General features: G+C 64.0%; 22 protein-coding genes. 12 read left to right on the top strand and 10 right to left on the bottom strand.

What is annotated here, in order from left to right; translation table 11 throughout:
• Positions 1-115 precede the first annotated feature (115 nt).
• Both AC0L2O_RS27190 and AC0L2O_RS27195 read left to right on the top strand, forming a co-directional pair.
• Entirely contained in the window at positions 116-679 is a 564-nt protein-coding gene (locus AC0L2O_RS27190; RefSeq protein WP_369722897.1) for an HdeD family acid-resistance protein, read from the top strand.
• 25 nt (positions 680-704) lie between these two features.
• Entirely contained in the window at positions 705-2,060 is a 1,356-nt protein-coding gene (locus AC0L2O_RS27195; RefSeq protein ID WP_369722898.1) for a metal-dependent hydrolase family protein, read from the top strand.
• Positions 2,061-2,217: 157 nt separating this feature from the next.
• On the opposite strand, the gene AC0L2O_RS27200 is transcribed toward AC0L2O_RS27195, so the two are convergent.
• From AC0L2O_RS27200 to AC0L2O_RS27215, 4 genes are all read right to left on the bottom strand, one after another.
• Positions 2,218-2,844 (bottom strand): transglutaminase-like cysteine peptidase, encoded by a 627-nt coding sequence (locus tag AC0L2O_RS27200; protein WP_369722899.1) that lies wholly within the window; start codon positions 2,842-2,844, stop codon positions 2,218-2,220.
• A 329-nt stretch (positions 2,845-3,173) separates the two neighbouring features.
• Positions 3,174-3,785, bottom strand: coding sequence for a PilZ domain-containing protein (locus AC0L2O_RS27205; protein WP_027536189.1), 612 nt, complete (start codon positions 3,783-3,785; stop codon positions 3,174-3,176).
• Between the two features lie 68 nt (positions 3,786-3,853).
• On the bottom strand, positions 3,854-3,994 hold the full coding sequence (locus tag AC0L2O_RS27210; RefSeq protein ID WP_409188186.1) for a hypothetical protein: 141 nt from the start codon (positions 3,992-3,994) through the stop codon (positions 3,854-3,856).
• 96 nt (positions 3,995-4,090) lie between these two features.
• On the bottom strand, positions 4,091-5,332 hold the full coding sequence (locus AC0L2O_RS27215) for an MFS transporter (RefSeq protein WP_473371893.1): 1,242 nt from the start codon (positions 5,330-5,332) through the stop codon (positions 4,091-4,093).
• Between the two features lie 246 nt (positions 5,333-5,578).
• Between AC0L2O_RS27215 and AC0L2O_RS27220 the strand changes: the two genes are divergently transcribed.
• The 4 genes from AC0L2O_RS27220 (at position 5,579) to AC0L2O_RS27235 (ending at position 10,004) form a co-directional block, all read left to right on the top strand.
• Complete coding sequence (locus AC0L2O_RS27220) at positions 5,579-6,730, top strand: zinc-binding dehydrogenase (protein ID WP_473371894.1); 1,152 nt, start codon at positions 5,579-5,581, stop codon at positions 6,728-6,730.
• Positions 6,731-6,856 (top strand): hypothetical protein, encoded by a 126-nt coding sequence (locus AC0L2O_RS27225; protein ID WP_473371895.1) that lies wholly within the window; start codon positions 6,731-6,733, stop codon positions 6,854-6,856. It abuts the gene before it with no gap.
• 344 nt (positions 6,857-7,200) lie between these two features.
• Positions 7,201-7,713: a hypothetical protein gene (locus AC0L2O_RS27230; protein ID WP_369722903.1), complete on the top strand. Its 513-nt coding sequence runs from the start codon at positions 7,201-7,203 to the stop codon at positions 7,711-7,713.
• Between the two features lie 314 nt (positions 7,714-8,027).
• Positions 8,028-10,004, top strand: a complete 1,977-nt coding sequence (locus AC0L2O_RS27235) for a DEAD/DEAH box helicase (protein WP_473371938.1) — start codon at positions 8,028-8,030, stop codon at positions 10,002-10,004.
• Between the two features lie 63 nt (positions 10,005-10,067).
• On the opposite strand, the gene AC0L2O_RS27240 is transcribed toward AC0L2O_RS27235, so the two are convergent.
• Positions 10,068-10,592, bottom strand: coding sequence for a GNAT family N-acetyltransferase (locus tag AC0L2O_RS27240; protein WP_473371896.1), 525 nt, complete (start codon positions 10,590-10,592; stop codon positions 10,068-10,070).
• 158 nt (positions 10,593-10,750) lie between these two features.
• Between AC0L2O_RS27240 and AC0L2O_RS27245 the strand changes: the two genes are divergently transcribed.
• Together AC0L2O_RS27245 and AC0L2O_RS27250 are read left to right on the top strand one after the other, a co-directional pair.
• Entirely contained in the window at positions 10,751-11,140 is a 390-nt protein-coding gene (locus AC0L2O_RS27245; RefSeq protein WP_473371897.1) for a COG4315 family predicted lipoprotein, read from the top strand.
• A gap of 167 nt (positions 11,141-11,307) precedes the next feature.
• The gene (locus AC0L2O_RS27250; protein ID WP_473371898.1) at positions 11,308-12,114 is read left to right on the top strand and encodes a transglutaminase-like domain-containing protein; all 807 of its coding nucleotides are present in this window, start codon (positions 11,308-11,310) and stop codon (positions 12,112-12,114) included.
• 47 nt (positions 12,115-12,161) lie between these two features.
• Here AC0L2O_RS27250 and AC0L2O_RS27255 read toward each other — a convergent pair whose 3' ends face one another.
• Positions 12,162-12,716 carry a PAS domain-containing protein gene (locus AC0L2O_RS27255; RefSeq protein ID WP_473371899.1) on the bottom strand — a complete coding sequence of 185 codons (555 nt, stop codon included), beginning with the start codon at positions 12,714-12,716 and terminating at the stop codon, positions 12,162-12,164.
• Between the two features lie 548 nt (positions 12,717-13,264).
• On the opposite strand from AC0L2O_RS27255, the gene AC0L2O_RS27260 reads away from it, so the two are divergent.
• Entirely contained in the window at positions 13,265-14,074 is an 810-nt protein-coding gene (locus AC0L2O_RS27260; protein WP_473371900.1) for a rhomboid family intramembrane serine protease, read from the top strand.
• Positions 14,075-14,262: 188 nt separating this feature from the next.
• Entirely contained in the window at positions 14,263-14,691 is a 429-nt protein-coding gene (locus tag AC0L2O_RS27265) for a CBS domain-containing protein (protein ID WP_369722969.1), read from the top strand.
• A 3-nt stretch (positions 14,692-14,694) separates the two neighbouring features.
• On the opposite strand, the gene AC0L2O_RS27270 is transcribed toward AC0L2O_RS27265, so the two are convergent.
• On the bottom strand, positions 14,695-15,726 hold the full coding sequence (locus AC0L2O_RS27270) for a patatin-like phospholipase family protein (RefSeq protein WP_409188192.1): 1,032 nt from the start codon (positions 15,724-15,726) through the stop codon (positions 14,695-14,697).
• Between the two features lie 232 nt (positions 15,727-15,958).
• On the opposite strand from AC0L2O_RS27270, the gene AC0L2O_RS27275 reads away from it, so the two are divergent.
• Both AC0L2O_RS27275 and AC0L2O_RS27280 read left to right on the top strand, forming a co-directional pair.
• A complete protein-coding gene (locus AC0L2O_RS27275) occupies positions 15,959-17,056 on the top strand; it encodes a hypothetical protein (protein WP_473371901.1) in 1,098 nt (365 codons plus the stop codon).
• Between the two features lie 338 nt (positions 17,057-17,394).
• A complete protein-coding gene (locus AC0L2O_RS27280; RefSeq protein ID WP_369722973.1) occupies positions 17,395-17,589 on the top strand; it encodes a hypothetical protein in 195 nt (64 codons plus the stop codon).
• Between the two features lie 837 nt (positions 17,590-18,426).
• Here the strand turns inward: AC0L2O_RS27280 and AC0L2O_RS27285 are convergent.
• The 3 genes from AC0L2O_RS27285 to thrS form a co-directional block, all read right to left on the bottom strand.
• The gene (locus AC0L2O_RS27285; RefSeq protein ID WP_473371902.1) at positions 18,427-19,695 is read right to left on the bottom strand and encodes a serine hydrolase domain-containing protein; all 1,269 of its coding nucleotides are present in this window, start codon (positions 19,693-19,695) and stop codon (positions 18,427-18,429) included.
• A 63-nt stretch (positions 19,696-19,758) separates the two neighbouring features.
• A complete protein-coding gene (locus tag AC0L2O_RS27290; protein ID WP_409188194.1) occupies positions 19,759-20,322 on the bottom strand; it encodes a nitroreductase family protein in 564 nt (187 codons plus the stop codon).
• A gap of 93 nt (positions 20,323-20,415) precedes the next feature.
• Positions 20,416-22,458, bottom strand: coding sequence for a threonine--tRNA ligase (gene thrS / locus AC0L2O_RS27295; RefSeq protein WP_473371903.1), 2,043 nt, complete (start codon positions 22,456-22,458; stop codon positions 20,416-20,418).
• Positions 22,459-22,759 lie beyond the last annotated feature (301 nt).

Below are 22,759 nucleotides of genomic sequence, written 5' to 3' on the forward strand. Positions count from 1 at the left end.
TCCCGGCCGAGGCCGCCGTCCTGGCACCGGCGTCGTCGGCGCTGGGTGTGCTGGTGGCATCGTGGCCGCCGGCATTGCGGCTGGCGTTGGCATTAAAAAGCAGAGGGAGGATGTCATGACGACTTACGACCATAGTGCGCCGATGGGCGCAACCGGCTTGCCGCAACCGCCCCGCTGGATATGCGTCCTCCTGGGTCTCTTCATGGTGTTCACGGGACTGATGGTGCTGGGCGACGTTGCGTTCTTCACCGTCATCAGTGCGCTGTTCATCGGCTGGATGGCGATCGCCACCGGCGCCTTCGAGATTTTCCACGCGTTCTGGACCAAGGGATGGGGCGGCTTCGTCTGGCAGGTGGTGCTCGGCATTCTCTACATCGCCTTCGGCATCGTGCTCGTCAGCCAGCCGCTGACCGGAGCGCTGCTGCTGACTTACGCGCTCGGCCTCGCGCTCCTCGTCTCCGGTATCGTCCGCATGCTGATCGGCATCGGCCGTTGGCAGCAAGGCGGCGGAATCATGCTCGCGTCCGGCCTGTTCGGCGTGCTCGCAGGTCTCATTATCCTCACCGGTTTTCCCACGACCGGGCTCTGGGTCTTGGGAATGCTTCTCGGCATTGACCTGTTGTCGCACGGCATCGGGTGGTTGACCTTTGCATGGCGGCCGGTGGCCGCAACCACGTAGCAGCGTATTGACCTGGAGACCGAACATGTCGGGATTGAAGGCGCAGGCCGCACTCGCGGCGCTGCTTACAGCGTTTCTCTGCAGCGCGCTGCCTGCATCGGCCCAGCAGGACTCCGCCATACTGTTCCGCAACGTCAAAATCTTTGACGGAAAGAGCGGCGCGCTCACAGCTCCATCCAATGTCCTCGTCAGGAACGGGAAGATCGAGACGATCTCGACCGCGGACGTGATGGCCACAGGCCAAACGACCGCCGCTCAAACGATCGACGGTGGCGGGCGCGTGCTGATGCCGGGGCTGATCGATGCCCATTGGCACGCAATGCTGGTGCGTCCAACCCCGATGGCGGCGCTTGCAGGCGACATCGGCTACAACAATCTGGTCGCGGCGAGCGAAGCGACCGCGACGCTGATGCGCGGCTTTACCACCATACGCGACATGGGCGGCCCGACTTTCGGGCTCAAGCAGGCCATCGACGAGGACGTCGTCGCCGGTCCGCGCATCTACCCCTCCGGCGCCTTCATCACCATCACCGGCGGCCATGGCGATTTCCGGCAGGTCTCGGACCTGCCGCGAACCATCGGCGGTATGCTCAGCCGCATGGAGCGGATCGGCGGCAGCATGGTCGCCGACAGTCCCGACGAGGTCCGCGTCCGCGCACGCGAGCAACTGATGCAAGGTGCTTCACAGGTCAAGCTCACGGCGGGCGGCGGCGTCGCGTCGCCCTTCAGTCCGCTCGACGTCTCCACCTTCACCGAGCCCGAGCTGCGCGCCGCCGTCGAGGCCGCTGACAATTGGGGCACCTATGTCGCCACGCATGCCTATACGCCCGTCGCGATCCAGCGCTCGATCGCAGCCGGCGTGAAATGCATCGAGCACGGTCATCTCATGGACGAGGCCAGCGCCAAGCTGATCGCGGAGAAGGGCATCTGGCTCAGCACTCAGCCATTCCTGGACATGTCCGCGGCCGCCGCGCTGGGACCTTCGGAACAGGACAAGATGCGGCAGGTGGTCGCCGGCACCGACAGGGTCTATGAGCTCGCAAAGAAATACCACATCAAGACCGCGTTCGGCACCGATGTCCTGTTCTCGAAGGCCATGGCGGAGAAGCAGGGCTCAATGCTGGCGGCGCTGACGCGCTGGTACACGCCGGCGGAGGCGCTGACCATGGCGACGTCGACCAATGCCGAACTCCTGAGCCTTTCGGGCCCGCGCAATCCCTATCCCGGCAGGCTCGGCGTGGTTGAGGAGGGCGCGCTCGCCGATCTCCTGCTGGTCGACGGCAATCCGCTCGACAACATTGGCCTGGTCGAGGACCCCGCGAAGAATTTTGTGGTGATCATGAAAGCCGGCAAGGTCTACAAGAACATCCTGCCGCACTGATGGGCGGGCGTCGATCGCGTCTTGTGAGTTCCGTCACCCCAAAAAAGTTGCGCCCAGCCATTGGGGGATGGCTGGGCGCGCGCGAACCGGTCTGGGACGGGGAGGGGTGGGGATGTGACCGGGTCGCGTATCTCGTTCCTTGTTGACGAATGATCGACTATTGATCTCTTGCGCTGGCGGTGGAGACCGCCGGCTTGGTATCGCCAAGCGAGACCCAGACGTTGGGATCGCTCTGCGACTGGCGCTTGACGAACCGGTAGCCGGTCTCAGTCCAGGCAACGACGTTCTCGTTCTGATTGTCGAGAACGAACTCGCCCTTGTCGGTCTTCACCGTCAACACCGCGTGTCCTTCACCTTTCTTGTCGCGCACGACGGTGATGAGCAGGGCCTCGCGCGGCCATCCGGCATCCATCAGCATCTTGCGCTTCAACAGCACGTAGTCTTCACAGTCGCCGTAACCATCGGTCGGCAGCGACCACTTCTCGATCACGCCCCAGTGCTCCTGGTCAGTCAAAGGCTTCACGGTCTCGTTGACCCAGCGGTTGACCTTGGTCAGGTCGCGCCACGCGGTCTGCGACATCACGATGTCGCGCGGCTGCGTCGCCCCGCCCTGACACTGAGCGGCATTCTCCGAACAGAACTCGACCCAGCCAATCGGTGCACGCGTGGTGTCACCGAGGCTCGCGTAGAGCAGTCGGCTTTCGCCGGCCTGCGCTGCCGCGCCGATCCCGAAAAGCATGGCGGCGATCGCCAGCGCTTTTCCCTGTCCCCTGAAATGAAACATCGCGGCCCCCGTTTCTTGTTGGGACCACATTTCGCATGGAGCTTTTGCGTTGCCGCTAAGTCAGCCAAGTCAAGTCGAGACGAATACAAGTAAAACGAGCGGAGAATTCGATCTATACTTGAACGATATTTGAATAAAATTTGATATGACTGGAATTGATTCAAATTGGAGCGATTAACGCGGGAAGACTGATGGAACTGCTGTTTCGCCCGCGAACGGGCCGCGCGTTAACCCATGCAGGGCCGTCTCAACGCATGAAAAAGGCGGCGTCCGCATCGCGAAGGCCGCCTTTGAGCTTGGAAAAACCGGGGTTTTGACGTCGTCGCGCTTTACCGCGCGGTAACGCTCTCTTCGAGTGTCTCGATCGGCTGAGAGTGCAGGAACTCCAGCGCGAAGCCGTCTTCGAGGTTTCGAACCACGCGGCCCTGGACCCGGCCGAGCAAAACCGTCGATTTGAGCGGCGGGCGGTTCTCTGCGGCGATGGCCGCGCCCGACAGCGAGAGATCGATGATGCGGCAGGTCATCTTGGTGCCGTCCTCGAGCGTCAGCACCGCGATCGGGTTGCGCGGCACGATACGGTCGTGGCGGCGGTCTTCCGGCAGGTTGAGAATGTCGCGGTTGGCGAGCCAGGTCAGCTGTGCCGCGAGCTTGTCCCGCTTGCGGGGCGTCGCCCCGACCGTCATGGCGAAGCCGTTGTCGATGATCCGGGTGATCTTGCCCTCGACCCGGCCGATATGGTCGAGATAGGCGACCACGCGGTCGCCGACATTGCCGATGCCGGGCGCGAGCAGCGCCAGCCCGCCCGGCGACATGTTGATCACCTGGCAGGGGAATTCACGGCGGTCCGGCAGCATGTAGCGGCCGAGCAGGTGAACCTTCACCCGCTGGAAACGCCGACGTTCCTCGGCGGCCGGAAGAAATTTTTTGTTCGCCAACGCCATTTTCACTACCCGACCCCCCGCCTGGCGGAGTCCAGGACGACCCTAAGGCGCATAGGGTTAATGCTGCGTTATGATTTCGCGCGACGATTGCGGACAGACACAATCCATTCGAAAAGCCACATCAGCGGCGGGCAGGCCAGCACGGCCAGCGCGCCCAGGTCGAGCGCGACCGCGGCGCTTCCGGCCGATTTGGCCAGCCGTCCCGCCACCGCCGGTCCCACAGCAGCGCAACGCCGCGTCGCCCAGCGGTTGTGACAAACTTATGCTGGAAAGGCCTTGCCCTCAACGGGCAGCTTTGTGAAGAGCTACGCCCTCTTCGCTGCGCGCTGATTGAGGACAAGCAGCAGCGCCAGCAGAACGGCGGCCGAGAGGCCGAGCGACCAGTGAATCCCGATCGCCGCGCCAAACAGCCCGACCGTGATGCCGCTGAACGCCCGCATCCCGAGGCCTGCCATGTTGTAGAGGCCGACGACGCGGCCGCGGATGTCGGGCGGTGCGTTCAACTGCACCAGCGCCTGCTCCATGGTGTTGAACGACAGCTCGAAGAAGCCGGCACAAAACAGCAGCACGATCGCAACGGGATAGATCCGCACCGAGGCGAAGCCGAGCAGCGCGACGCTCCAGAACATCGCAAGCATGATCGCGGTGCGCGGCGTGCCCTTGAGCCGCCCCCAGGATTCCAGTGCAATGCCCGCAAGCAGCGCGCCGGCCGCATCGGCCGCGAGCAGCACGCTATAGGACACGCCGGGATCGCCGTGGCCGAGATCGCCGGCGAAACCGGGCATCTGGGCGTGATAGGCGTTGCCGATCATGAAGGAGGTGAGGCCGGCGAGCCAGGTCATCGCCGTCAGCACCGGCTGCGTGCCGATGGCGCGGATGGTCAGGATAATGTCGGCAAGGCCGCGCACGGCGAAGCGCCGCACCGCGATACTCTTGTCGCGCACCGGCGCCCAGAACAGCCACAGCAGCATCGGCAGATAGAACAGCGTGTTGAAGATAATGCCATGCGAGGTGCCGAGCGTCAGCATAATTACGCCGCCGACCGCAGGTCCGACCAGAATGCCGAGATAGCGCGCCATCGCGTTCAGCCGTACTGCGCTCGGAAGATCAGCCGGGCCGACGAGGTCGTAAAGCAACAGCTGATTCGGCGTCTGCCACAGCACCCCGGCGCAGCCGTGGATCACCAGCAGCAGCATCGCGTGCCACATCTGGATCGTATCGGTGATGAAGAAGAAGCCCCAGCCGCTGGAGGCCACGATGAACAGCAGCATGCCGCACTGAATGATGCGGCGGGGGTCGAACCGGTCGGCAAGCCCGCCGACCGCGACCGAGAACAGCAGGAACGGCAGCCAGTGCGACAGCACCGCAAAGCCGGCCAGCGCCGGCGAATGGAATTTCTGGAACACCACCCAGTAACTGATCACATGCTCGATATTGTCAGCCATCATCGCCAGCACGTAAGCGATGAACTGGAGACGGTAGGGCACCGACTTCATGGCCGCGAACGAGCCGGACGCGGCAACTGGATTTTGGGGGAGGGGGTTCAAGGGGCACCTGGGCAGGACTTGGGCCGTCCCTACACGTTCAAGTGTAAGTGCTCAAGACACTTGGGTGTGCTGCGCCACGGCTCCGTAGCCCGGATGGAGCGCAGCGCAATCCGGGGCCGCTCCCCGCATTCCGCTTCGCTTCATGCGGGCTACAAGGCTGCACCTTGGCACCCGCGCCCGTCTCACATACGTTTCGCCTGAGCCCGTACAAATCAATCATAACGCATGGGCATCGAGGAAACAGCGATGGACCAAATCCGCGTCTGCACTCACGCAGGACCGGGCAGCGAGCCCGTCATCCGCACCGTGCCGTGGCCGAAGGTCGGCAAGAAGGGTGCGCTGATCAAGATCGGGGCGTGTGGCGTCTGCGGCACCGACCTGCATATCCTGAAGGGACACTGGCCGAAGCCGCTGCCATGGCCGTTCACGCTCGGCCACGAGCTTGGCGGAATCATCGTCGAATGCGGCGAGGAATTCACCGAAGATTTCATGAGCAAGCCGCTTCGCATCGGCTCCAAGGTGATGATCCCGCCGCTGATGCCCTGCGGCCGCTGCTATTACTGCATCCACTATTCGCAGACCGCCAACAAATGCCTGACGCCGGTCTATTACGGCCGCTATCTCGGCTTCGACAAACCGCCTCACATGTGGGGCGGCTGGGCCGAATATGTCTATGTCGATCTCGACATGCTGCCGGGCACCAAGATCTACAAACTGCCCGACGACATGTCGCTGCGACTGGGCGCCCTGTCCGAGCCGCTGACCTCCTGCATCCGTGCCTTTAATCGCGCGAGCCGCGCCGGCGGCTTCAGCTGGGGCGACACGGTGGTGATCCAGGGCTCGGGTCCGATCGGCATTCTCGCCGTCGCCGCGGCACAGGAGATGGGGGCAGGGCGCGTCATCTGCGTCGGTGCGCCGGAGGAGCCGCGGCTCAAGCTCGCGCGCGAGTTCGGAGCGGAGACCACCGTCAACATCGAGGAGCTGACGACGCCACAAGAGCGCATCGCGTGCGTGCGCGAGATCGTCGGAGGCTTCGGCGCCGATCTCGTGATGGATTGCTCGGGCCATCCGACCGCCGGGCCCGAAGGCATCGAGATGCTGCGCGACGGCGGCACCTATGTCGAGATGGGCCAGTTCACCGACGCCGGTTCGATCGAGACCTCCTGGCACCGCATCTGCACCAAGGATCTCAACCTGCTCGGCTCGTGGGGCTTTACCGCCAATGATTTGCCGCTCGGCGTCGACATGCTCTACCGCACGCGGGACAAATATCCGTGGCTGAAGATGCAAACGGTCTATCCGTTCACGGAAGCAGGCGTCGCGCAGGCGGTCAGGGATGCCGTGGCGATGAAGACGGTGAAGTCGACGATCGTGCCGTGGCCGGAGTTGGTGGAGTAGATGACGTCATCTATCCCTCACGATCTCGCGGCATTTCTGGTCGAAGCCAAGCGACGGACCTACGCGGGGCTTGACGACGACGCCACCGTGGCGGCGCCGCTGCTCCCCGGCTCCAGAATCTGGTAGCCCGGATGGAGCGCAGCGCAATCCGGGATCCTCACTCGCGGCTCCCCGTATTCCGCTACGCTCCATACGGGCTACGTGCGGGCGTTTGGAATGAAGGACACGATCATGGACGAGAAGATACCCGAACCGAACCAGAGCCCCCGTTCACCCTTCAGCGCCATCCGCGCGATCGACTACACCGCATCTTCGTGCGCGACATGCCGGCGGTGCGCCGCTTCCACGAGGATGTCCTCGCGTTTCCGCGCCACATTCTCCAAAAAGTTCCATCTGAAATCCGCGAACTATTCACGCTGAGGTGAAACTTAGGCCCCAGTTCCGGCTTTCAGTTCACGGGAGAGTTGACCGTGAAGCGAATCCTGAAACCCGTCACGTATATTCTGGCCGCCATCTACTTCCTGGTGGATGCGCTCTTCATGGCCGTGGCCGCGCCCATATCCCGCTGGCTTGCGCGGCATTTCGAATTCAAGCGATTGCGCGCCTGGATCAGGTCGCTGCCGCCTTATCCGTCGCTCGCCTTGTTTTCCGTTCCTGTGATCATTCTGGAGCCGATCAAGCCGGTCGCGGCTTACCTCGTCGCAACCGGCCAGTTCCTGAGCGGTGTGGCGGCGTTCATCGGCTGCGAACTGCTCAAGCTCGTGCTTGTCGAGCGCCTGTTTCATCTCACGCGCGACAAGCTGATGCGGATTCCGGCGTTCGCCTGGGCTTACGGAAAGTTCGTCGAGGTGAGGGCATGGCTCCAGGCAACCGAAGCCTGGCGCGGCATCCGCGCCTTGAGCCGGGCGGCAAGGGACTATGTTTTGCGGGCAAGAGCATGGCTGGTCGGCGGCGTCAGCAAGCTCGTGACCTCCAGGGACTAGCATCTGACCAGGCGTTCTCGTTCGCCTCCACGGCGAAAATCCTCTGCCTGGGCGCAAATTCTCCCTACATGCAGCAAAACGGCTCGAAAACTCTGGATGTAGTGGGTCAGGCTGGGCCGGTAAGCTTGTTCTCGGCTTCGTCAAAGCCATGCGTCACAGGCATGGTGATTTGCCCGCTCTTGGCGTAAAGAGCATCCAAATCAAATCGCCATGCGTGCTGCCGGGCCGTTTGCCCGACGCGCAAGCTTCAGGTCGCGCGGGCTCGATGTTCCGCGCCTGGACCAACCAAGGTTTATCTCGTGTCTTTTCCGACCATGAGTCCGCCGCTCGCCCGAGCCTTGGCCGAGCGCAACTACGACCGTCCGACCCCCGTTCAGCTCGCCGTGCTCACGCAGGACGCCGCCGACCGCGACCTGCTGGTCTCGGCCCAAACCGGCTCCGGCAAGACCCTCGCTTACGGCCTGGCCATGGCCAAGGACCTGCTGGGCGAGGCGGAGCGATTTGAACGAGCGGGTGCACCGCTCGCCCTGATCGTCGCACCGACCCGCGAGCTCGCCTTGCAGGTTCATCGCGAACTTGCCTGGTTGTATGAGCATGCGAATGGGCGCGTCGTCTCCTGCGTCGGCGGCATGGATCCGCGGCGCGAGCAGCGGGAGCTCGCTGCGGGTGCTCACATCGTCGTCGGGACCCCGGGGCGGTTGTGCGATCATTTGCGGCGCAGCCGTCTGGACATCTCGGAATTGAGGGTTGTCGTCCTCGACGAGGCCGATGAGATGCTCAATCTCGGTTTTCGCGAGGATATGGAGTTCATCCTCAAGACCACGCCGGAGACGCGCCGCACCTTGCTGTTCTCGGCGACGTTTCCTCGCGGCATCGTGGCGCTGGCAAAGCAGTATCAGCAACAGGCGTTTCGGATCGAGGTCGCGGGCGACGAAGGCGGTCACGCCGACATCGAGTACCGCGCAATCCGGGTCGCTCCCGGTGATGTCGAGCATGCTGTCGTCAACGTCCTGCGCTTCTTCGAGTCGCCGAGCGCGCTGGTGTTCTGCAACACGCGCGATGCGGTCAGGCATTTGCAGGCCGCCTTGCTGGAGCGCGGCTTCTCCGTCGTGGCGCTCTCCGGCGAACTGACGCAGAACGAACGCACCCAGGCGCTTCAGTCGTTGCGGGACGGGCGCTCACGCGTCTGCGTGGCGACCGACGTGGCGGCGCGCGGCATCGACCTGCCGAGCCTCGACCTCGTCATTCACGCGGACCTGCCCAATGACGCCGAAGTCATGCAGCATCGCTCGGGCCGCACCGGACGTGCGGGCCGAAAGGGTGTCAGCGTCCTTCTTGTGCCGCCCGTTCGTCGGCGGCGCGCGGAGGTGCTGCTGAATCTGTCCGGCATCGACGCGATCTGGGGAACGGCGCCCCAGGCCGATGAGATCCGCAAGCTCGACCACGACCGCATGCTGAAGGATGCTCTGTTCTCCGAGGAGACGACCGCCGAGGATCTGGTTCTCGCGCAGGCCTTGCTTGCTGAGCGCTCGGCCGAGGATATCGCGGCGGCGCTTGCGCGGCTTTATCGCGCGCGGCTTCCGTCGCCCGAAGACATTCTCGATCCCGGCGAGGCGCGTGGCCGCACCCGTGACGATCGTGGCCGCAACGATGTCCGCACGCCGCGCGACGATCGCACGCCGCGCGACGATGCGCGCGGCTCGCGTGGCGATGATCGCCCTGCCGGTCCGCGATCGAAGCCGGGCAAATCCTCGCCGCGTCATGGCATGGAGTCCAGCGTCTGGTTCCGGGCCAACATCGGACGCAGAAAGAATGCGGAAGCTCGCTGGCTGTTGCCAATGATCTGCCGTCGTGGCGGCATCGACAAGGGCGACATCGGCGCCATCCGGATCATGGACACCACGACCGAGTTCGAAATCTCCGAGCGGGTCGCGGACTCCTTCGCTGCCAAGATCAAGCGGCCGGACAAGGAAGACAATATCCGCCTCGAGCCGATGACGGATGCGCCGCAAGCGCAGGCGCCTTCGGAGAAGCGGCCGCACACGCCCCGGCGCGAAGCCGGCGAGAGCGATGATCGTGCGCCTCGAAGCGATCATTCACGTGCCGCGACCGGACCGAAGCAGCATGGCAAGCCTTACGTGAAGCCTCACGGCAAGAGCGGCTCGAAATTCGGCGACGGGCCGGCTTTCGGAAAGAAAAACAAGCATCGGGACAAGCCCGGTCAAGCAACCGAGTGGTCTGCGAAAGCCTCATCTGGCAAGAAGGCAAAGAAGAAGCATCGCGGCGGCTGATCGAGGCCGGTTCGAGGCTCTAAGTTCACGCCCGTGTGACTCGGGCCGGCCGCGGACGGGCGGCTATCTGACGGGGCGTTGCGAACCGGCAAGATCGCGCAGCATGTAAGCCGCACTTTCGCCGTAGCACGCAAGCTTTGCGCGCAGCTCCGCATCCGGCGTTACAGCGTGAAAGCCGAAATGTTCCCACAGCGGTCGCGTGCCGTAGACCGACACCAGCGCAAGCGTCGCGATGCCTGATGATCGCGCAAGTCCTTCGATCGTCGCGACGTAAGCGCGCGGGACGCCGCCGCCGCGGAAGTGGGGCAGCACCGCGACGTCGTGCACGTAGAGGCAGTCGGATTTGTCAGGCAATGTTTCCAGGAAGCCGTCGAGTGGCGGGATCTGATGCTGCATCCACGGATGCGACAGCCCATAGCCGACGACCTCATTCTCTGCGACGAGCACGCGGCAGCCATCCGGACAAAGCAGCATCTTCTCGGCGAGCACGTCGAGACGCTCAGTGAGATCCGGATGCATCCGCGCCGCGATCGCGCCGATCGCGGGTAGGTCGGTGGCGTGCGCGCATCGCCAATGCGGTTTGCTCATGTCGGACCGTTGTTCCGTGTCGCCCATTCCAATTTATTCCGTTGCGAAGCTGCGCGCAGCCAAAAATATCTTTGCGGCTACCTCGGGAATACGACGCGCGATGCGGCGTCCAACACATGCAAGTCAATTTGCAAGCCCATTGCATGACAGGAGACACCATGACGACATCCCAGATCCGCCTCGCGCTCACGCTCGTGGCGTCACTCGCGCTCACCTCGGCTGCATTCGCGGCACCGCCGACCAAGACCGGCAAGAGCGACAAGGGCAACGTGCTCACCGACGCCAAGGGCATGTCGCTCTACACGTTCGACAAGGACATGGACGGCAAATCCGCCTGCAACGGCCCGTGTGCGACGAACTGGCCGGCGCTGAAGGCCGAGGCCAGCGACGCCGCCGGCGAGGGCTACACCATCATCAGCCGCGATGACGGCTCCAAGCAGTGGGCCCACAAGGGCAAGCCGCTCTACACCTTTGCCAAGGACACCAAGCCCGGCGACGTCACCGGCGATGGTTTTCTCAACGGCGCCTGGCATCTGGCGATGCCCTGATTAACGCGCTTCCTTCGCTGCCTACGCGGCGAGGGCGACCAGTGCAGTCCGCCTGCGAGCTCGATGAGCGCGCGGAGCGCTGCGTGACACGAGAAATCCGGCTGACTGCCTTGTATTCGATGGTTTCGTAGCCATTTCGAGTTGGCAGCAGCCGGAAAGGCGTTTCGATGAAGTTTCGTGTCGGATTCGAAATGCTCTACGATTTTCCGCAGCCAACGCCGATGATCATGGTGCTGGGCACGCATTTCACCCGCGCCTCGGATGTCATCAAGCCCGACTTCGTCACCTCGACGCCTGCCGTCGAGATCACACCCTATCGAGACGTGTTCGGCAATTGGTGTAGCCGCATGGTCGCGCCGGCCGGCCGTATGCGCCTTGCCGCCGACGGCGTCGTTCGCGACAGCGGTCTGCCGGACCCGGTGTTTGCCTCGGCCATGCAGCACAGCATCGAAGAGCTGCCTGCCGATACTCTGGTCTATCTGCTCGGCAGCCGCTACTGCGAGACCGACCGGCTTTCGGAGATCGCCTGGAAGTTGTTCGAGAAGACGCCGCCGGGTTGGGCGCGGGTGCAGGCGATCTGCGATTTCGTTCATCGCCACATCGTCTTCGGCTACGAGCATGCGCGCGCCACCAAGACGGCGTGGGAGGCGTACCAGGAAGGCAAGGGCGTCTGCCGTGATTATGCGCATCTCGCCATCGCGTTCTGCCGCTGCATGAACATTCCCGCGCGCTATTGCACCGGCTATCTGAGCGACGTCGGCACGCCGCGGCCGTGGGCGGTAGGTGACTTTGCCGGCTGGTTCGAGGCCTTCATCGGCGGCCGCTGGCACACCTTCGATCCGCGCAACAATGAGCCGCGGCAGGGGCGAATCCTGATCGCGCAGGGACGCGACGCCTGCGACGTTCCGATCACGCAGACGTTCGGCCCGAACGAGCTGGTCAGCTTCAAGGTCTGGACCGACGAGGTCGCGTAGTGGCCGGTCAGCCCGCTCAGCAGCGACGAGCTGGACAATAGGGTTCGCTACCGCAGCCCCTCATACACCATCAGCCCGCGCGCGATCTGCAGTTTGCGGATGGCCCGCGGCAACAATTTCTCCGGCTGGTGCAGATAGCGCCAGGAGACGACGGTGAAGGGGCCCAGCGTCCCGCATTCGTCGTTGAACGGCGCGAGCACGCCGGTGACGCTGAGAGGCGTGTGCGGCCGGGCGTTGAAGGGCAGCAGCAGCAGCTCGAGGTGCGCCTCGCTGCCGTCCTCGCGCATGGCGCTGACGCCGGCGATGGCGCCGAGCGTCTCGTCGGCGACGATCGTGGTGATTTCCTCGATCTCGCCGCGGCTGGCTTCGGTGAACAGCGCCGCAAAGCTCCGGTCCTTGAGATCGCGGCCGGCGAGCGCACAGACGCGGGTGCCGGCGACCCGGAATGGAAAGCCAAGCTTCGGTTCGCAGGACAGCACGAAGATGTCGCCAAGCAGTTCGCGAACGGCGGCCGGATCGATATCGGATCTGTCAGGTGCCCGCGCCGCGCCGCGCTTGTTGTCCCAATACGCGAAGAACGCGCGGCTCGACGGATGTTTCATGACTGAACGCTTACCCCGGGGTCGCACCATCTGGGACAAAGCTGTCCCGCTTCAGTGCACCCAAGATCCCTTTGTTGTTGTGCAGGAGGGGATTTGCAGCGTCTATGCCGCGGCGGCGTTTTCGGCCCGACACCAGCACCTTTGCGTCGTTAACGTTAAATTAACGATGCGCTTTGCCTGGCCTGCGCGCCTGCTATGGTGATCGCGGTCGCAAGCTTCGCCGCTTTCTTCCAGGTTTCCGGCGAGGCCTGTACACGGGCGTCAAACAGTTTGGTCACTGGCCGCGGGGAGGGGTGGGGATACTCCTTATTCCTCTAAGCATGATCCGGAAAAGTTTTTCCGGAAGGATCATGCTCAAACGACAACCTGAAGCGCGGTGAGGCGCTTGAGGTGCCGGGAAGATCGACACGGACAGGCAGGGCTCTCCAAGGCCCTGCCTTTTCCTTTTGTGCACTTGCACTGGGTGGGTAAAGGCGACTATCTCCAAGGTCGGTCGTAAAGGCCTGTCGTTAAGACCGTTGCTCCGATCGCCCCTGAAAGCGCAGCCCTTGGATTCCCCGCCACAACCTCCGTCGGACGAACCGGTCTCAACCGAGCGGGCTCCGCCGCGCGAGCCGATCTTGACGCTGCCGCTGGCGCTGACCGCCTATGTCGTCCTGCTCGCGCTGGTCCACCTGCGGGTGCTGCTGCCGCCGGAGCTGGAGAACTGGACCATCGACGTCTTCGGCTTTATCCCGAAGCGTTACGATTCCTCGCTCGCCAATTTGCAGATTCCCGGCGGCGCCGGCGCCAAGGTCTGGAGCTTCTTCACCTATTCGCTGCTGCACGCCAATCTCACCCATCTTGCCTTCAACGTGCTGTGGCTTCTTCCGTTCGGCAGTGCATTGGCACGACGGTTTGGCCCGGTGCGGTTCTTCCTGTTCCTGGCGGTAACGGCCGCCGCCGGCGCGCTCGCCCACCTTGTCACCCATGAGCATGCGGTGGTGCCGATGATCGGCGCCTCGGCCTCGGTGTCTGGCGCGATGGCGGCGGCGATCCGGTTTGCTTTCGTGCGCGGCAGCTTTCTGTCGTTCAGCCGGTCGGATGCCGATACCGCCGCCAAGGTTCCGGCGCTGCCGCTGCTGCGCGCGCTGCGCGACAGGCGGATCGTCGGCTTCCTCGTGGTGTGGTTCGCCCTCAACATCATCTTCGGCGTCGGGGCAATCGGCGTCGATAGCGAAAGCGCGGGCGTGGCGTGGGAAGCGCATATCGGCGGCTTCTTCGCAGGGCTGTTGCTGTTCGCGCTGTTCGATCCGGTGCCGCGTGTGCGAAGCGATGCTGCGGATGCGTCATCACAGGACATTTCAAACGGTATTTGAAGCGGCGCTTGCGGCGCGGCCCGATTTCATCCATCATTCTCGTGAAGAATGTTCCGAAGCGACAAGCCGCTAGCGGCTTTGTCTCGCACGACGCCTGAGCGTGAAACCGGCGCCGAAACTGTTACTTGAAGACTCGCGAACAAGTCCGGACCGCGAAACGCGGACGGGTCCGATTCAGGGAGGCGACAATGACGGTACGTTCGATTCTCAACACCAAGGGCCACCAGATCATGAGCGTCGAGCCCGATGCGAAGCTGGCTGCCGCAGTCAAGCTGCTCGGTGAGAAGAAGATCGGCGCCGTGCTGGTGATGAACCAGAGCAGGCTCGAGGGCATCCTGTCCGAACGCGACATCGTCCGCGTCATCGGCGAGCGCGGCGCGACCGCGCTGGAGGAGCCCGTCAGCCAGGTCATGACCCGTAAGGTCGTGAGCTGCAGGGAGACCGACACGGTCGCCGAGCTGATGGAGATGATGACCACCGGCAAGTTCCGCCATCTGCCAGTGGTCGAGAATGGCAAGGTGGTCGGCCTGATCTCGATCGGTGACATCGTGAAATGGCGCGTCCAGGAATACGAGGCCGAGCAGGAAGCCCTGCGCGATTACATCAAGACGGCCTGATCCTCACTCGGTCGCTTTCGGCGCGGCACCCTCGGGCGGCGGCGCCAGCACGTGGATCGCTTCCTGAATCGAATCCAGCGCGCGCTCGGCGGCGCGGGCTCCGAGCGCGATGAGGTCATCGGCGCGGTGGAAGTCGAACCAGCCGAACTGGCCGACCCGCGGCGTGATCAGCAGGTCGGGCGGATCGCCGGCGAGCCGGGCGCGGGTGATGCGGTCTTGCATGATGTTGAAGGCGTCCACCATCACCGAGGAGAGCCCGGGACGATCGCCACCGCCGCCGAAGAACTCGCGCTTCACGGTCTTCTCCGCCGAGAAGAACCTCGGAAAGCGCCGTTTGGCCGTGGTCTCTTCGGCTGCAGGAACCGCCGGCTCGGGCGCCGGGCCGTGCGAATAGACCGTCGTGGAATAGGTGAAGATGTCGCTGGAAAGATTTGCAGCGATGACGATTTCCGCGCCGAGCGCGCGCGCAGCCGAGACCGGCACCGGGTTCACCAGCGCGCCGTCCACCAGCCAGCGGTCGCCGATCAGGATCGGGGAAAAGATGCCGGGTAGGGCGTAGGAGGCTCGCATCGCATCGACGATGCGGCCGCGCGTCAGCCAGATCTCATGGCCGGTGCGGACCTCGGTCGCCACCGCGGCGAATTTCACCGGAAGATCCTCGATCAGGGTCTGGCCGATCGACTCCTGGAGGCGGGTCGCGAGCTTTTCGCCGCCGATCAGGCCGGAGCCATTGAGGCGGATGTCGAGATAGCCGAGGATGTTGCGCACACCTTGCAGGCTGCGACCCCAGTCTTGGAGCGTATCGAGCTGGCCGGCCGCATAGGCACCGCCGACCACGGCGCCGATGGAGGTGCCGACCACGACATCAGGCACGATGCCGTTGGCGAGCAGGGTCCTCACGATCCCGATATGGGCAAAGCCGCGCGCCGCTCCGCCGCCGAGCGCCAGGCCAATGACCGGCCGGCGGATGCTGCCGAGCCCGACCTTCTCGCCACTGGAGCCGTTTGCGCTCCGACCCTTCAATATGTCCAGCACCGAAACTCTCCTACGCCGGGCCAGCCCTGAGACTAGGCAGCGGACTTGCACTCCGCCACAACCCGGGCGAAGCATGGTTTATGCCGCTTTGGAAAGCGCGCGGGGCGGGAGTATGGCAGTCGATGCTTGCCTGCGGACTAATCACGCAGGCGTCAACGAGGTTCCAAATGTCCGTATTCCCTGGGGCCACTGAGGCTTGAATTTGCCGCGTTTTCAGTGAAAAGCAGGTGACATGACACTCGGGGGTGACGGCATCATCGGATGGCGGCGCAGCGCATCGCTGCTGCCGAGGCTGATCGTGGCCGTGTGCCTCCTCACCCTCGGCCAATTTACCCTCGGCCAAGGCGCTGCGCAGGCGCAGCTTTTCTCGGATCGCCCACCGCCGGTGCCGCCGGCTTCAGTGCCCGACCCCGGCGGCGCCGTCAGCCTGGCGCCGCCCTCCGGCCTGGGGTCCGCGCCCCCGAGCCTGCCGCCGACCCTGATGCAGCCGGCTTCCCCCACTATTCCTCCGGCGCTGACCACCGTGCCGCCGGTCGCGCCGCTCAATGCGGCGGTGCCCGGACAGGCCGTGCTGTCGCTCACCGCGAAATACGGCAAGGACACCCCTCCGATCACCAGCGGCCTGGTCTGGCGGGTGTTTGCCGACCGGCCCGACGAGAACGGCACCTTCAAGCTGATCCGCGAGGACCGCAACGCCACGCCCAACATCGTGCTGCCGCCCGGCAATTACGTCGTGCACGTCGCCTTCGGCCTCGTCAGCGCGGTGCGCACCGTCAGCCTGAAGGCCGAGACCGACCGCGAATCCTTTGTGCTGCCAGCCGGTGGCCTGCGCATCGAGGGCCGGGTCGGCACCAGCCGCATTCCGCTGAACCAGATCTCGTTCGCGATCTACAAGGGCAGCCAGTTCGAATCCGGCGAGCGTGCCTCGCTGGTGCCCAACGTCGCCGCCGGCGACGTCGTGCTGCTGCCGGAGGGCACCTATTACATCATCTCCAATTACGGCGATCCGGCCAGCCTGGCGAACTCGGTGGTGCGTTCGGACATCCGTGTCCAGGCCGGCAAGCTCACCGATGTCATCGTCACCCACCGCGCCGCGGTGATCACGCTCAAGCTCGTCAGCGACAAGGGCGGCGAGGCGCTCGCCAACACCGCCTGGTCGGTGCTGACACCGGGCGGCGACGTCATCAAGGAATCGATCGGCGCCTTCCCGCGCGTCGTGCTCGCCGAAGGCGAATACCGCGCCATCGCCAAGAACGAGGGCAAGGTCTATGAGCGCGGCTTCAACGTCGTCAACGGCGTCGACGGCGAGGTCGAAGTCGTCGCGCGCTAGTCAACTCGGACGGCGCTGTCAGTTCGGCTCTCTCGCACAGCTCCGCCACCGTTCGGCACGTGTGATCCGGAACATTGTACCGCACTTCCCGTCGCGCGCACGAAAAGCGAGTTAGAGCACCTCTGTCAGCGCTACCAAGCGTCTCGGAGAGATCTCCGCTACACCAGCGGCGGCGGCTTGTTCCCGAACCACCGCGACTTCGTCATGACCGGTGCAACATACTTATTTCCGATCATCAATTTCATTCTCTTTCCGTCCTGCTGCGTTATATGTCGGGTCTCCTATAACGGGGCATGCCGGTGCGAGACCGGCAAGGAGCAGGGGACCAAGCGGTCGGCATGTTCGAAGTGATCCTCACCAGGCGCAAGCGCTTTGGCTGGCGATGGCAGGTGTGCGACCAGTCCGGCAAGATATTCGCCGATGGTTTCGAGCGCACCCGGCCGTCGGCCAAATATCATGGCGACCGTGCGTTGTTCTTCCTGTTGTCGCAGGCCTATCTGCGCAATCGCTCCGCCGCGTCGAGCGAGGACTAGCGGCCTCCGTCGGTTCCGTAGAGCCAATTTGGTGGTCAGGCTACAAACCATTGCGTTGCCCGACGGGCAAAACATCCCGGCGCTAGGTCAACACACGTCGTCAAAAATATTCCGCTTTACCGAAATTCGGAAACGGCGTATCTGTCGCCGCGACCCGGCCCAAGGAAGAGGGGCGTATCGCGATCGTCACGAACGCGGGCCGGGCGGCGGTGGACGTAAGCCACATCGGCGCGAAGGTGATCGCAGGGCGGGCAACCGTGAGCGAAGCGCATCGCGCGCACGACCGGTGTGGTTCGCGTACGGCAAAATCGTGTGGTCCTGGCGCCCGGGGTCTGTGCGCCAAGTCTTGCGGCGATGTGTGTGGCCCGACCGGGCACGCATGTCAGTCAGCCGTGAGGCGACGGGGGCAATAGTGCATCGCTCCCCGGGGAGAGCGCGACATAAGCTGTCAAACCACTGCGCAGGGAAGGCCGTGTGTTGGGCTTCACCTGTATGCCGCTGTGCAGATTTCCTACTGCAACTTCGCACAGTGGACCGCGGGTGCCAGCCGGCACCCGGTCTTCCCTGCGCCCTCTTTCATTTGAGGGCAAGGCGACGAAGCAAGACTCGGGCGAATGCGCCGCGAGAATGCGAAGGTGCGTCTGCAATTGAAAATGCGCGCTGCAGAAGCGACGTCGATGCTCCTTGCTCCGTCATTGCGAGCGCAGCGAAGCAATCTAGAAATGCATCTGCGGAAAGACTCTTGATTGCTTCGCTACGCTCGCAATGACGATGTTGAAGCAGTTGCGCGAGATATGTCCCCACCTTCGCCGGAACGACGCCGAGGGCCAGCACGTCTCACGGGTGGCGTAGCTCCGGCGGAAAGGTGTTATAGACCAGGGCCTTGAACGCCGGCGTGATCCGCCCGCGCTCATTCTGGGTCTGCTGCATCAGGATGTAGACCATGTCGAGCTTTGGATCGACGCCGAAATACGTTCCGCTGCCGCTGTCCCACTTCAACTCCCCGATCGAGCCCGGCGGCGGCGGCTTCGCATCGCCGGGATCGGTGCGCACCGCAAGGCCGTAGCCATAGCCAAAGCCGTCGCCAGGAAAATAGAAATAGTCGCGGCCGACGCCGGAGCCTGGTCCGATCTGGTCGGTCGTCATGTCCTTGAAGGCGGCCGGACTGAGGTAGCGCTTGCCGTCGAACTCCCCGCCATTGAGCAGCATTTGCGAAAAGCGCTGATAGTCGGTCATGGTCGAGAGCAGGCCGCCGCCGCCGGATTGCCATTCCGGATGGGCGAGACGTTCGCGCTCAGCGTCGAGCAGGATCTGGTCACTCGGCAGCGGCCGCGCCATGCGCTCGAGTTCATCAGGCGTTGTCAGCACGAATTTGGTGCTGGTCATCCCGAGCGGATCGAAAATGCGCTGCTTCAGCGCGTCGTAGAGCGTCTGGCCGGTGATGATCTCGATGACGCTGCCGAGCACATCGGTGGAATGCCCGTAGCGCCACAGCGTCCCGGGTTGGCGCGCCAGCGGCAGCTTGGCGACGCGCTCGGCGAATACCTTGTTGTCGAATTGACCCGCGAAGATGTCGGCTTCCTTGTAGGCGAGCTCGACCCATTTGCCGCCGATATAGTCGTAGCTGATGCCCGAGGTGTGCCGCATCAGGTCCCTGATGGTCACGGGATGGATCGGCGGCACGAGGTCGAGCGCCAGGGAGCCGTCGGGCTTGGTGATTTCGAGTCCGACCTTCGTGTCCGCGAAGAGAGGGATGTATTTCGAAACGGGGTCAGTGAGCGCAAGCTTGCCCTCGTCGATCAGCATCATCGCAGCCAGGCTGGTGATCGGCTTGGTCATGGAATGGATCGCGAAGATCGTGTCCGGCGTCATCGACAGGCGGGTCCTGACGTCGCGGACGCCGAACATCTTGAAATAAACCGGCTTGCCGTGCTGCTGGATCAGGACGATGGCGCCCGGCAAACGGCCGGTGGTGACCTCGTTCTCGAAGAACGAGGTGACGCGTTGCAGCTTGTCGGCCGCCGGCGCGGGAATGTCGGCGGCGCGGCTCCGCTTCATCGTGCCGGCCAGCATCGCCGCCCCGACCAGAAATTCACGACGCTTCATCCGGACTTCCTCCCTCGTCGGGAACAAAGCCGCAAGACGTCAGGGGCGTCAACAAGACTTCGATTAAAAGCGCGTCACGATCTCAGACAGCACCGGTCGCGGGCGGTCCTCGCTCGGCTTGGTCGGCGTGCCCATATGGACGAAGCCGGCAAGCTTCTCGTCCGGCTTGAGGCCAAGCCCGTCCAGCACATCGCGGTCGAAGGAAAACCAGCCGGTCAGCCAGCAGGCGCCGTAGCCGAGAGCGGTCGCGGCCGTGACGATGTTCATGACGCTCGCGCCCGCGGACAATTCCTGCTCCCACGCCGGCACCTTCGGATGCGGCCGGGTGAAGCTGACGATGCCGATCACCAGGGGTGCGTCGGTGAGGCGCTTGCGCTCGGCCTCGACATCGGCCGCGGGCGCACCGGGATTCTTCCGGGCAAACACCTTCGCGATCACCTCGCCGGCGCGCATCCGGGCATCGCCCTCAAAGATGATGAAGCGCCACGGCGCAAGCTTGCCGTGGTCGGGCACGCGCGCGCCGATGGTCAAGATGGTTTCGAGCTCGGCCGGCGAGGGGCCGGGCCCGGTCATGTCGCGCGGCTTGATCGAGCGGCGGGTCTTCAGGAGTTCGATGGCGTCGGGCACTGGGGCTTCCTCTTCGGCTGGTCGTCGGGCGTGCACGCCCCAGATAGGAATGCACGCCCGCAACCGAAACCGAGTTTAGACCGATTTCAGGGATCAGGCCCGCTCGCGCATCCGCCGGACATCCGGCGGGGTGGCCTCGTCGACCAGCGCGGCGATCGCCTCGGCCGTCGGCATCACCTTCTGCCCGTCACTGCCGAGCCGGCGGACCGAGACCGAGTGCGTCTCGGCTTCCTTCTTGCCGACCACGAGCAGCGCCGGGATCTTTGCCAGCGAGTGCTCGCGGACCTTATAGTTGATCTTTTCGTTGCGCAGGTCGATCTCGACCCGAAGCCCGGCCCGACGCGCGGCTTCCATAACCTGCTTGGCGTACTCGTCGCCTTCCGAGGTGATGGTCGTGACCACCGCCTGCACCGGCGAGAGCCAGAGCGGGAAGTTGCCGGCATAGTGCTCGATCAGGATGCCGATGTAGCGCTCCATCGAGCCGCAGATCGCGCGGTGCACCATCACCGGCGGTTTCTTGCTGCCGTCGTGGTCGATGTAGAACGCACCGAACCGTTCCGGCAGGTTGAAGTCGACCTGCGTGGTGCCGCACTGCCAGTCACGCCCGATGGCGTCGCGCAGCACATATTCGAACTTCGGCCCGTAGAACGCGCCCTCGCCCGGATTGATCTCGGTCTTGATGTGATTGTTCTGCGACTGGATCTCGCGCAGCACCGTCGCCATCACGCGTTCGGCGTGATCCCACATCGCATCGGTGCCGACGCGCTTCTCCGGCCGGGTCGACAGCTTCACGGTAAGCTCGCCCGTGAAGCCGAAGTCCGCATAGGTCGACAGGATGAGGTCGTTGATCTTCAGGCACTCGTCAGCGAGCTGATCCTCGGTGCAGAAGATATGCGCGTCATCCTGGGTGAAGCCGCGCACGCGCATCAGCCCGTGCATGGCGCCGGAGGGCTCGTAACGATGCACCACGCCGAATTCGGCGAGCCGCAAGGGCAGGTCGCGATAGCTCTTCAGGCCGTGCTTGAAGATCTGAACGTGGCCCGGGCAGTTCATCGGCTTCAGCGCGAACCAGCGCTTGTCCTCGGCCTCGTCGCCGGCGGACTGCGCCGCGAACATGTTCTCGCGATACCAGCCCCAATGGCCGGACGTCTCCCACAGCGACTTGTCGAGGATCTGCGGCGCGTTGACCTCGCTGTAATCGCCGGTCAGGCGACGGCGCATATAGGCGATCAGTTGCTGGAAGATGGTCCAGCCCTTGGGGTGCCAGAACACGACGCCCGGACCTTCCTCCTGGAAATGGAAGAGGTCGAGCTCGCGCCCGAGCTTGCGGTGGTCGCGTTTCTCGGCTTCCTCGATCTGCTTGAGGTAAGCGTCGAGATCCTCCTGCTTGGCGAACGCGGTCCCGTAGATGCGGGTCAGCATCGGGTTGTTGCTATCGCCACGCCAATAGGCGCCGGCCACCTTCATCAATTTGAAGGCGTTGCCGACCTTGCCGGTCGAGGTCATGTGCGGGCCGCGGCACAGATCGAACCAGTCGCCCTGATAATAGATCTTGATCGGTTCGTTGCCGGGAATGGCATCGACCAGCTCGACCTTGAAGGCTTCGCCCTTGTCGCGGAACACCTGTTTGGTCTTCTCGCGATCCCAAACCTCTTTCGTGAAAGGCTTGTCGCGCGCGATGAGCTCGCGCATCTTCTTCTCGATCGCGGCAAAGTCTTCCGGGGTGAACGGCTCGTTGCGAAAGAAATCGTAGTAGAAGCCGTTCTCGATCACGGGTCCGATGGTGACCTGGGTGCCCGGCCACAGCGTCTGCACGGCCTCCGCCAGCACGTGGGCGCAGTCATGGCGGATCAGCTCGAGCGCGCGCGGATCGTCGCGGTTCACCAGCTCGATCTTCGCGTCGTTCTCGATGGCATCGTTGAGGTCGGCGAGCTCGCCGTCCAGCGCCATCGCCACCGTGCGCTTGGCCAGCGACGGCGAGATGCCCTTGGCGATCTCCATGCCGGTCGTGCTCTTGGGATATTCGCGCCGGGCGCCGTCGGGGAAGGTGAGGGTGATCTTTTCGGGCGGGGTCACGGGTCTCAAATTGCTGAGGCTGTACTGGAAGCCGGATTCGGACTTGGGCTGGTCGGTCATGTCTTTTCTCCTGAGGCTCACTCCTGCGAACGAGCGCAGGTAAGCGGGAACGAGCGATATATCAGGCGATTCGGCCTGTGCAATCCGGCAATTCCAAGAAAGCGGCCGCCACAGGCCGGTGTCTTGCACCAACTATTTCGTCTGGCGGCCCTCAGGTCGCGGTCTTGTCGTGTTGGTCCCGGCGGTCCTGGCCTCGGCCGGCCGCTGCCGCTCCGGCCTGACGCCAGCGTCTCCCCTGCGCAAGGCGCTTGGCAAACCGCCGGGGACAGCGCTAGAAGCCAGTCATGGGGACCAAAGAGAG

The sequence above is a fragment of the Bradyrhizobium sp. Kon10 genome (genome assembly GCF_055807395.1).

Bases quoted from the DNA above. Each gene is read 5' to 3' on its own strand.
- AC0L2O_RS27190 (WP_369722897.1), top strand. From the start codon at position 116: ATGACGACTTACGACCATAGTGCGCCGATGGGCGCAACCGGCTTGCCG.
- AC0L2O_RS27195 (WP_369722898.1), top strand. From the start codon at position 705: ATGTCGGGATTGAAGGCGCAGGCCGCACTCGCGGCGCTGCTTACAGCG.
- AC0L2O_RS27200 (WP_369722899.1), bottom strand. From the start codon at position 2,844: ATGTTTCATTTCAGGGGACAGGGAAAAGCGCTGGCGATCGCCGCCATG.
- AC0L2O_RS27205 (WP_027536189.1), bottom strand. From the start codon at position 3,785: ATGGCGTTGGCGAACAAAAAATTTCTTCCGGCCGCCGAGGAACGTCGG.
- AC0L2O_RS27220 (WP_473371894.1), top strand. From the start codon at position 5,579: ATGGACCAAATCCGCGTCTGCACTCACGCAGGACCGGGCAGCGAGCCC.
- AC0L2O_RS27225 (WP_473371895.1), top strand. From the start codon at position 6,731: ATGACGTCATCTATCCCTCACGATCTCGCGGCATTTCTGGTCGAAGCC.
- AC0L2O_RS27235 (WP_473371938.1), top strand. From the start codon at position 8,028: ATGAGTCCGCCGCTCGCCCGAGCCTTGGCCGAGCGCAACTACGACCGT.
- AC0L2O_RS27240 (WP_473371896.1), bottom strand. From the start codon at position 10,592: ATGAGCAAACCGCATTGGCGATGCGCGCACGCCACCGACCTACCCGCG.
- AC0L2O_RS27245 (WP_473371897.1), top strand. From the start codon at position 10,751: ATGACGACATCCCAGATCCGCCTCGCGCTCACGCTCGTGGCGTCACTC.
- AC0L2O_RS27250 (WP_473371898.1), top strand. From the start codon at position 11,308: ATGAAGTTTCGTGTCGGATTCGAAATGCTCTACGATTTTCCGCAGCCA.
- AC0L2O_RS27255 (WP_473371899.1), bottom strand. From the start codon at position 12,716: ATGAAACATCCGTCGAGCCGCGCGTTCTTCGCGTATTGGGACAACAAG.
- AC0L2O_RS27265 (WP_369722969.1), top strand. From the start codon at position 14,263: ATGACGGTACGTTCGATTCTCAACACCAAGGGCCACCAGATCATGAGC.
- AC0L2O_RS27275 (WP_473371901.1), top strand. From the start codon at position 15,959: ATGACACTCGGGGGTGACGGCATCATCGGATGGCGGCGCAGCGCATCG.
- AC0L2O_RS27280 (WP_369722973.1), top strand. From the start codon at position 17,395: ATGTTCGAAGTGATCCTCACCAGGCGCAAGCGCTTTGGCTGGCGATGG.
- AC0L2O_RS27285 (WP_473371902.1), bottom strand. From the start codon at position 19,695: ATGAAGCGTCGTGAATTTCTGGTCGGGGCGGCGATGCTGGCCGGCACG.
- thrS (WP_473371903.1), bottom strand. From the start codon at position 22,458: ATGACCGACCAGCCCAAGTCCGAATCCGGCTTCCAGTACAGCCTCAGC.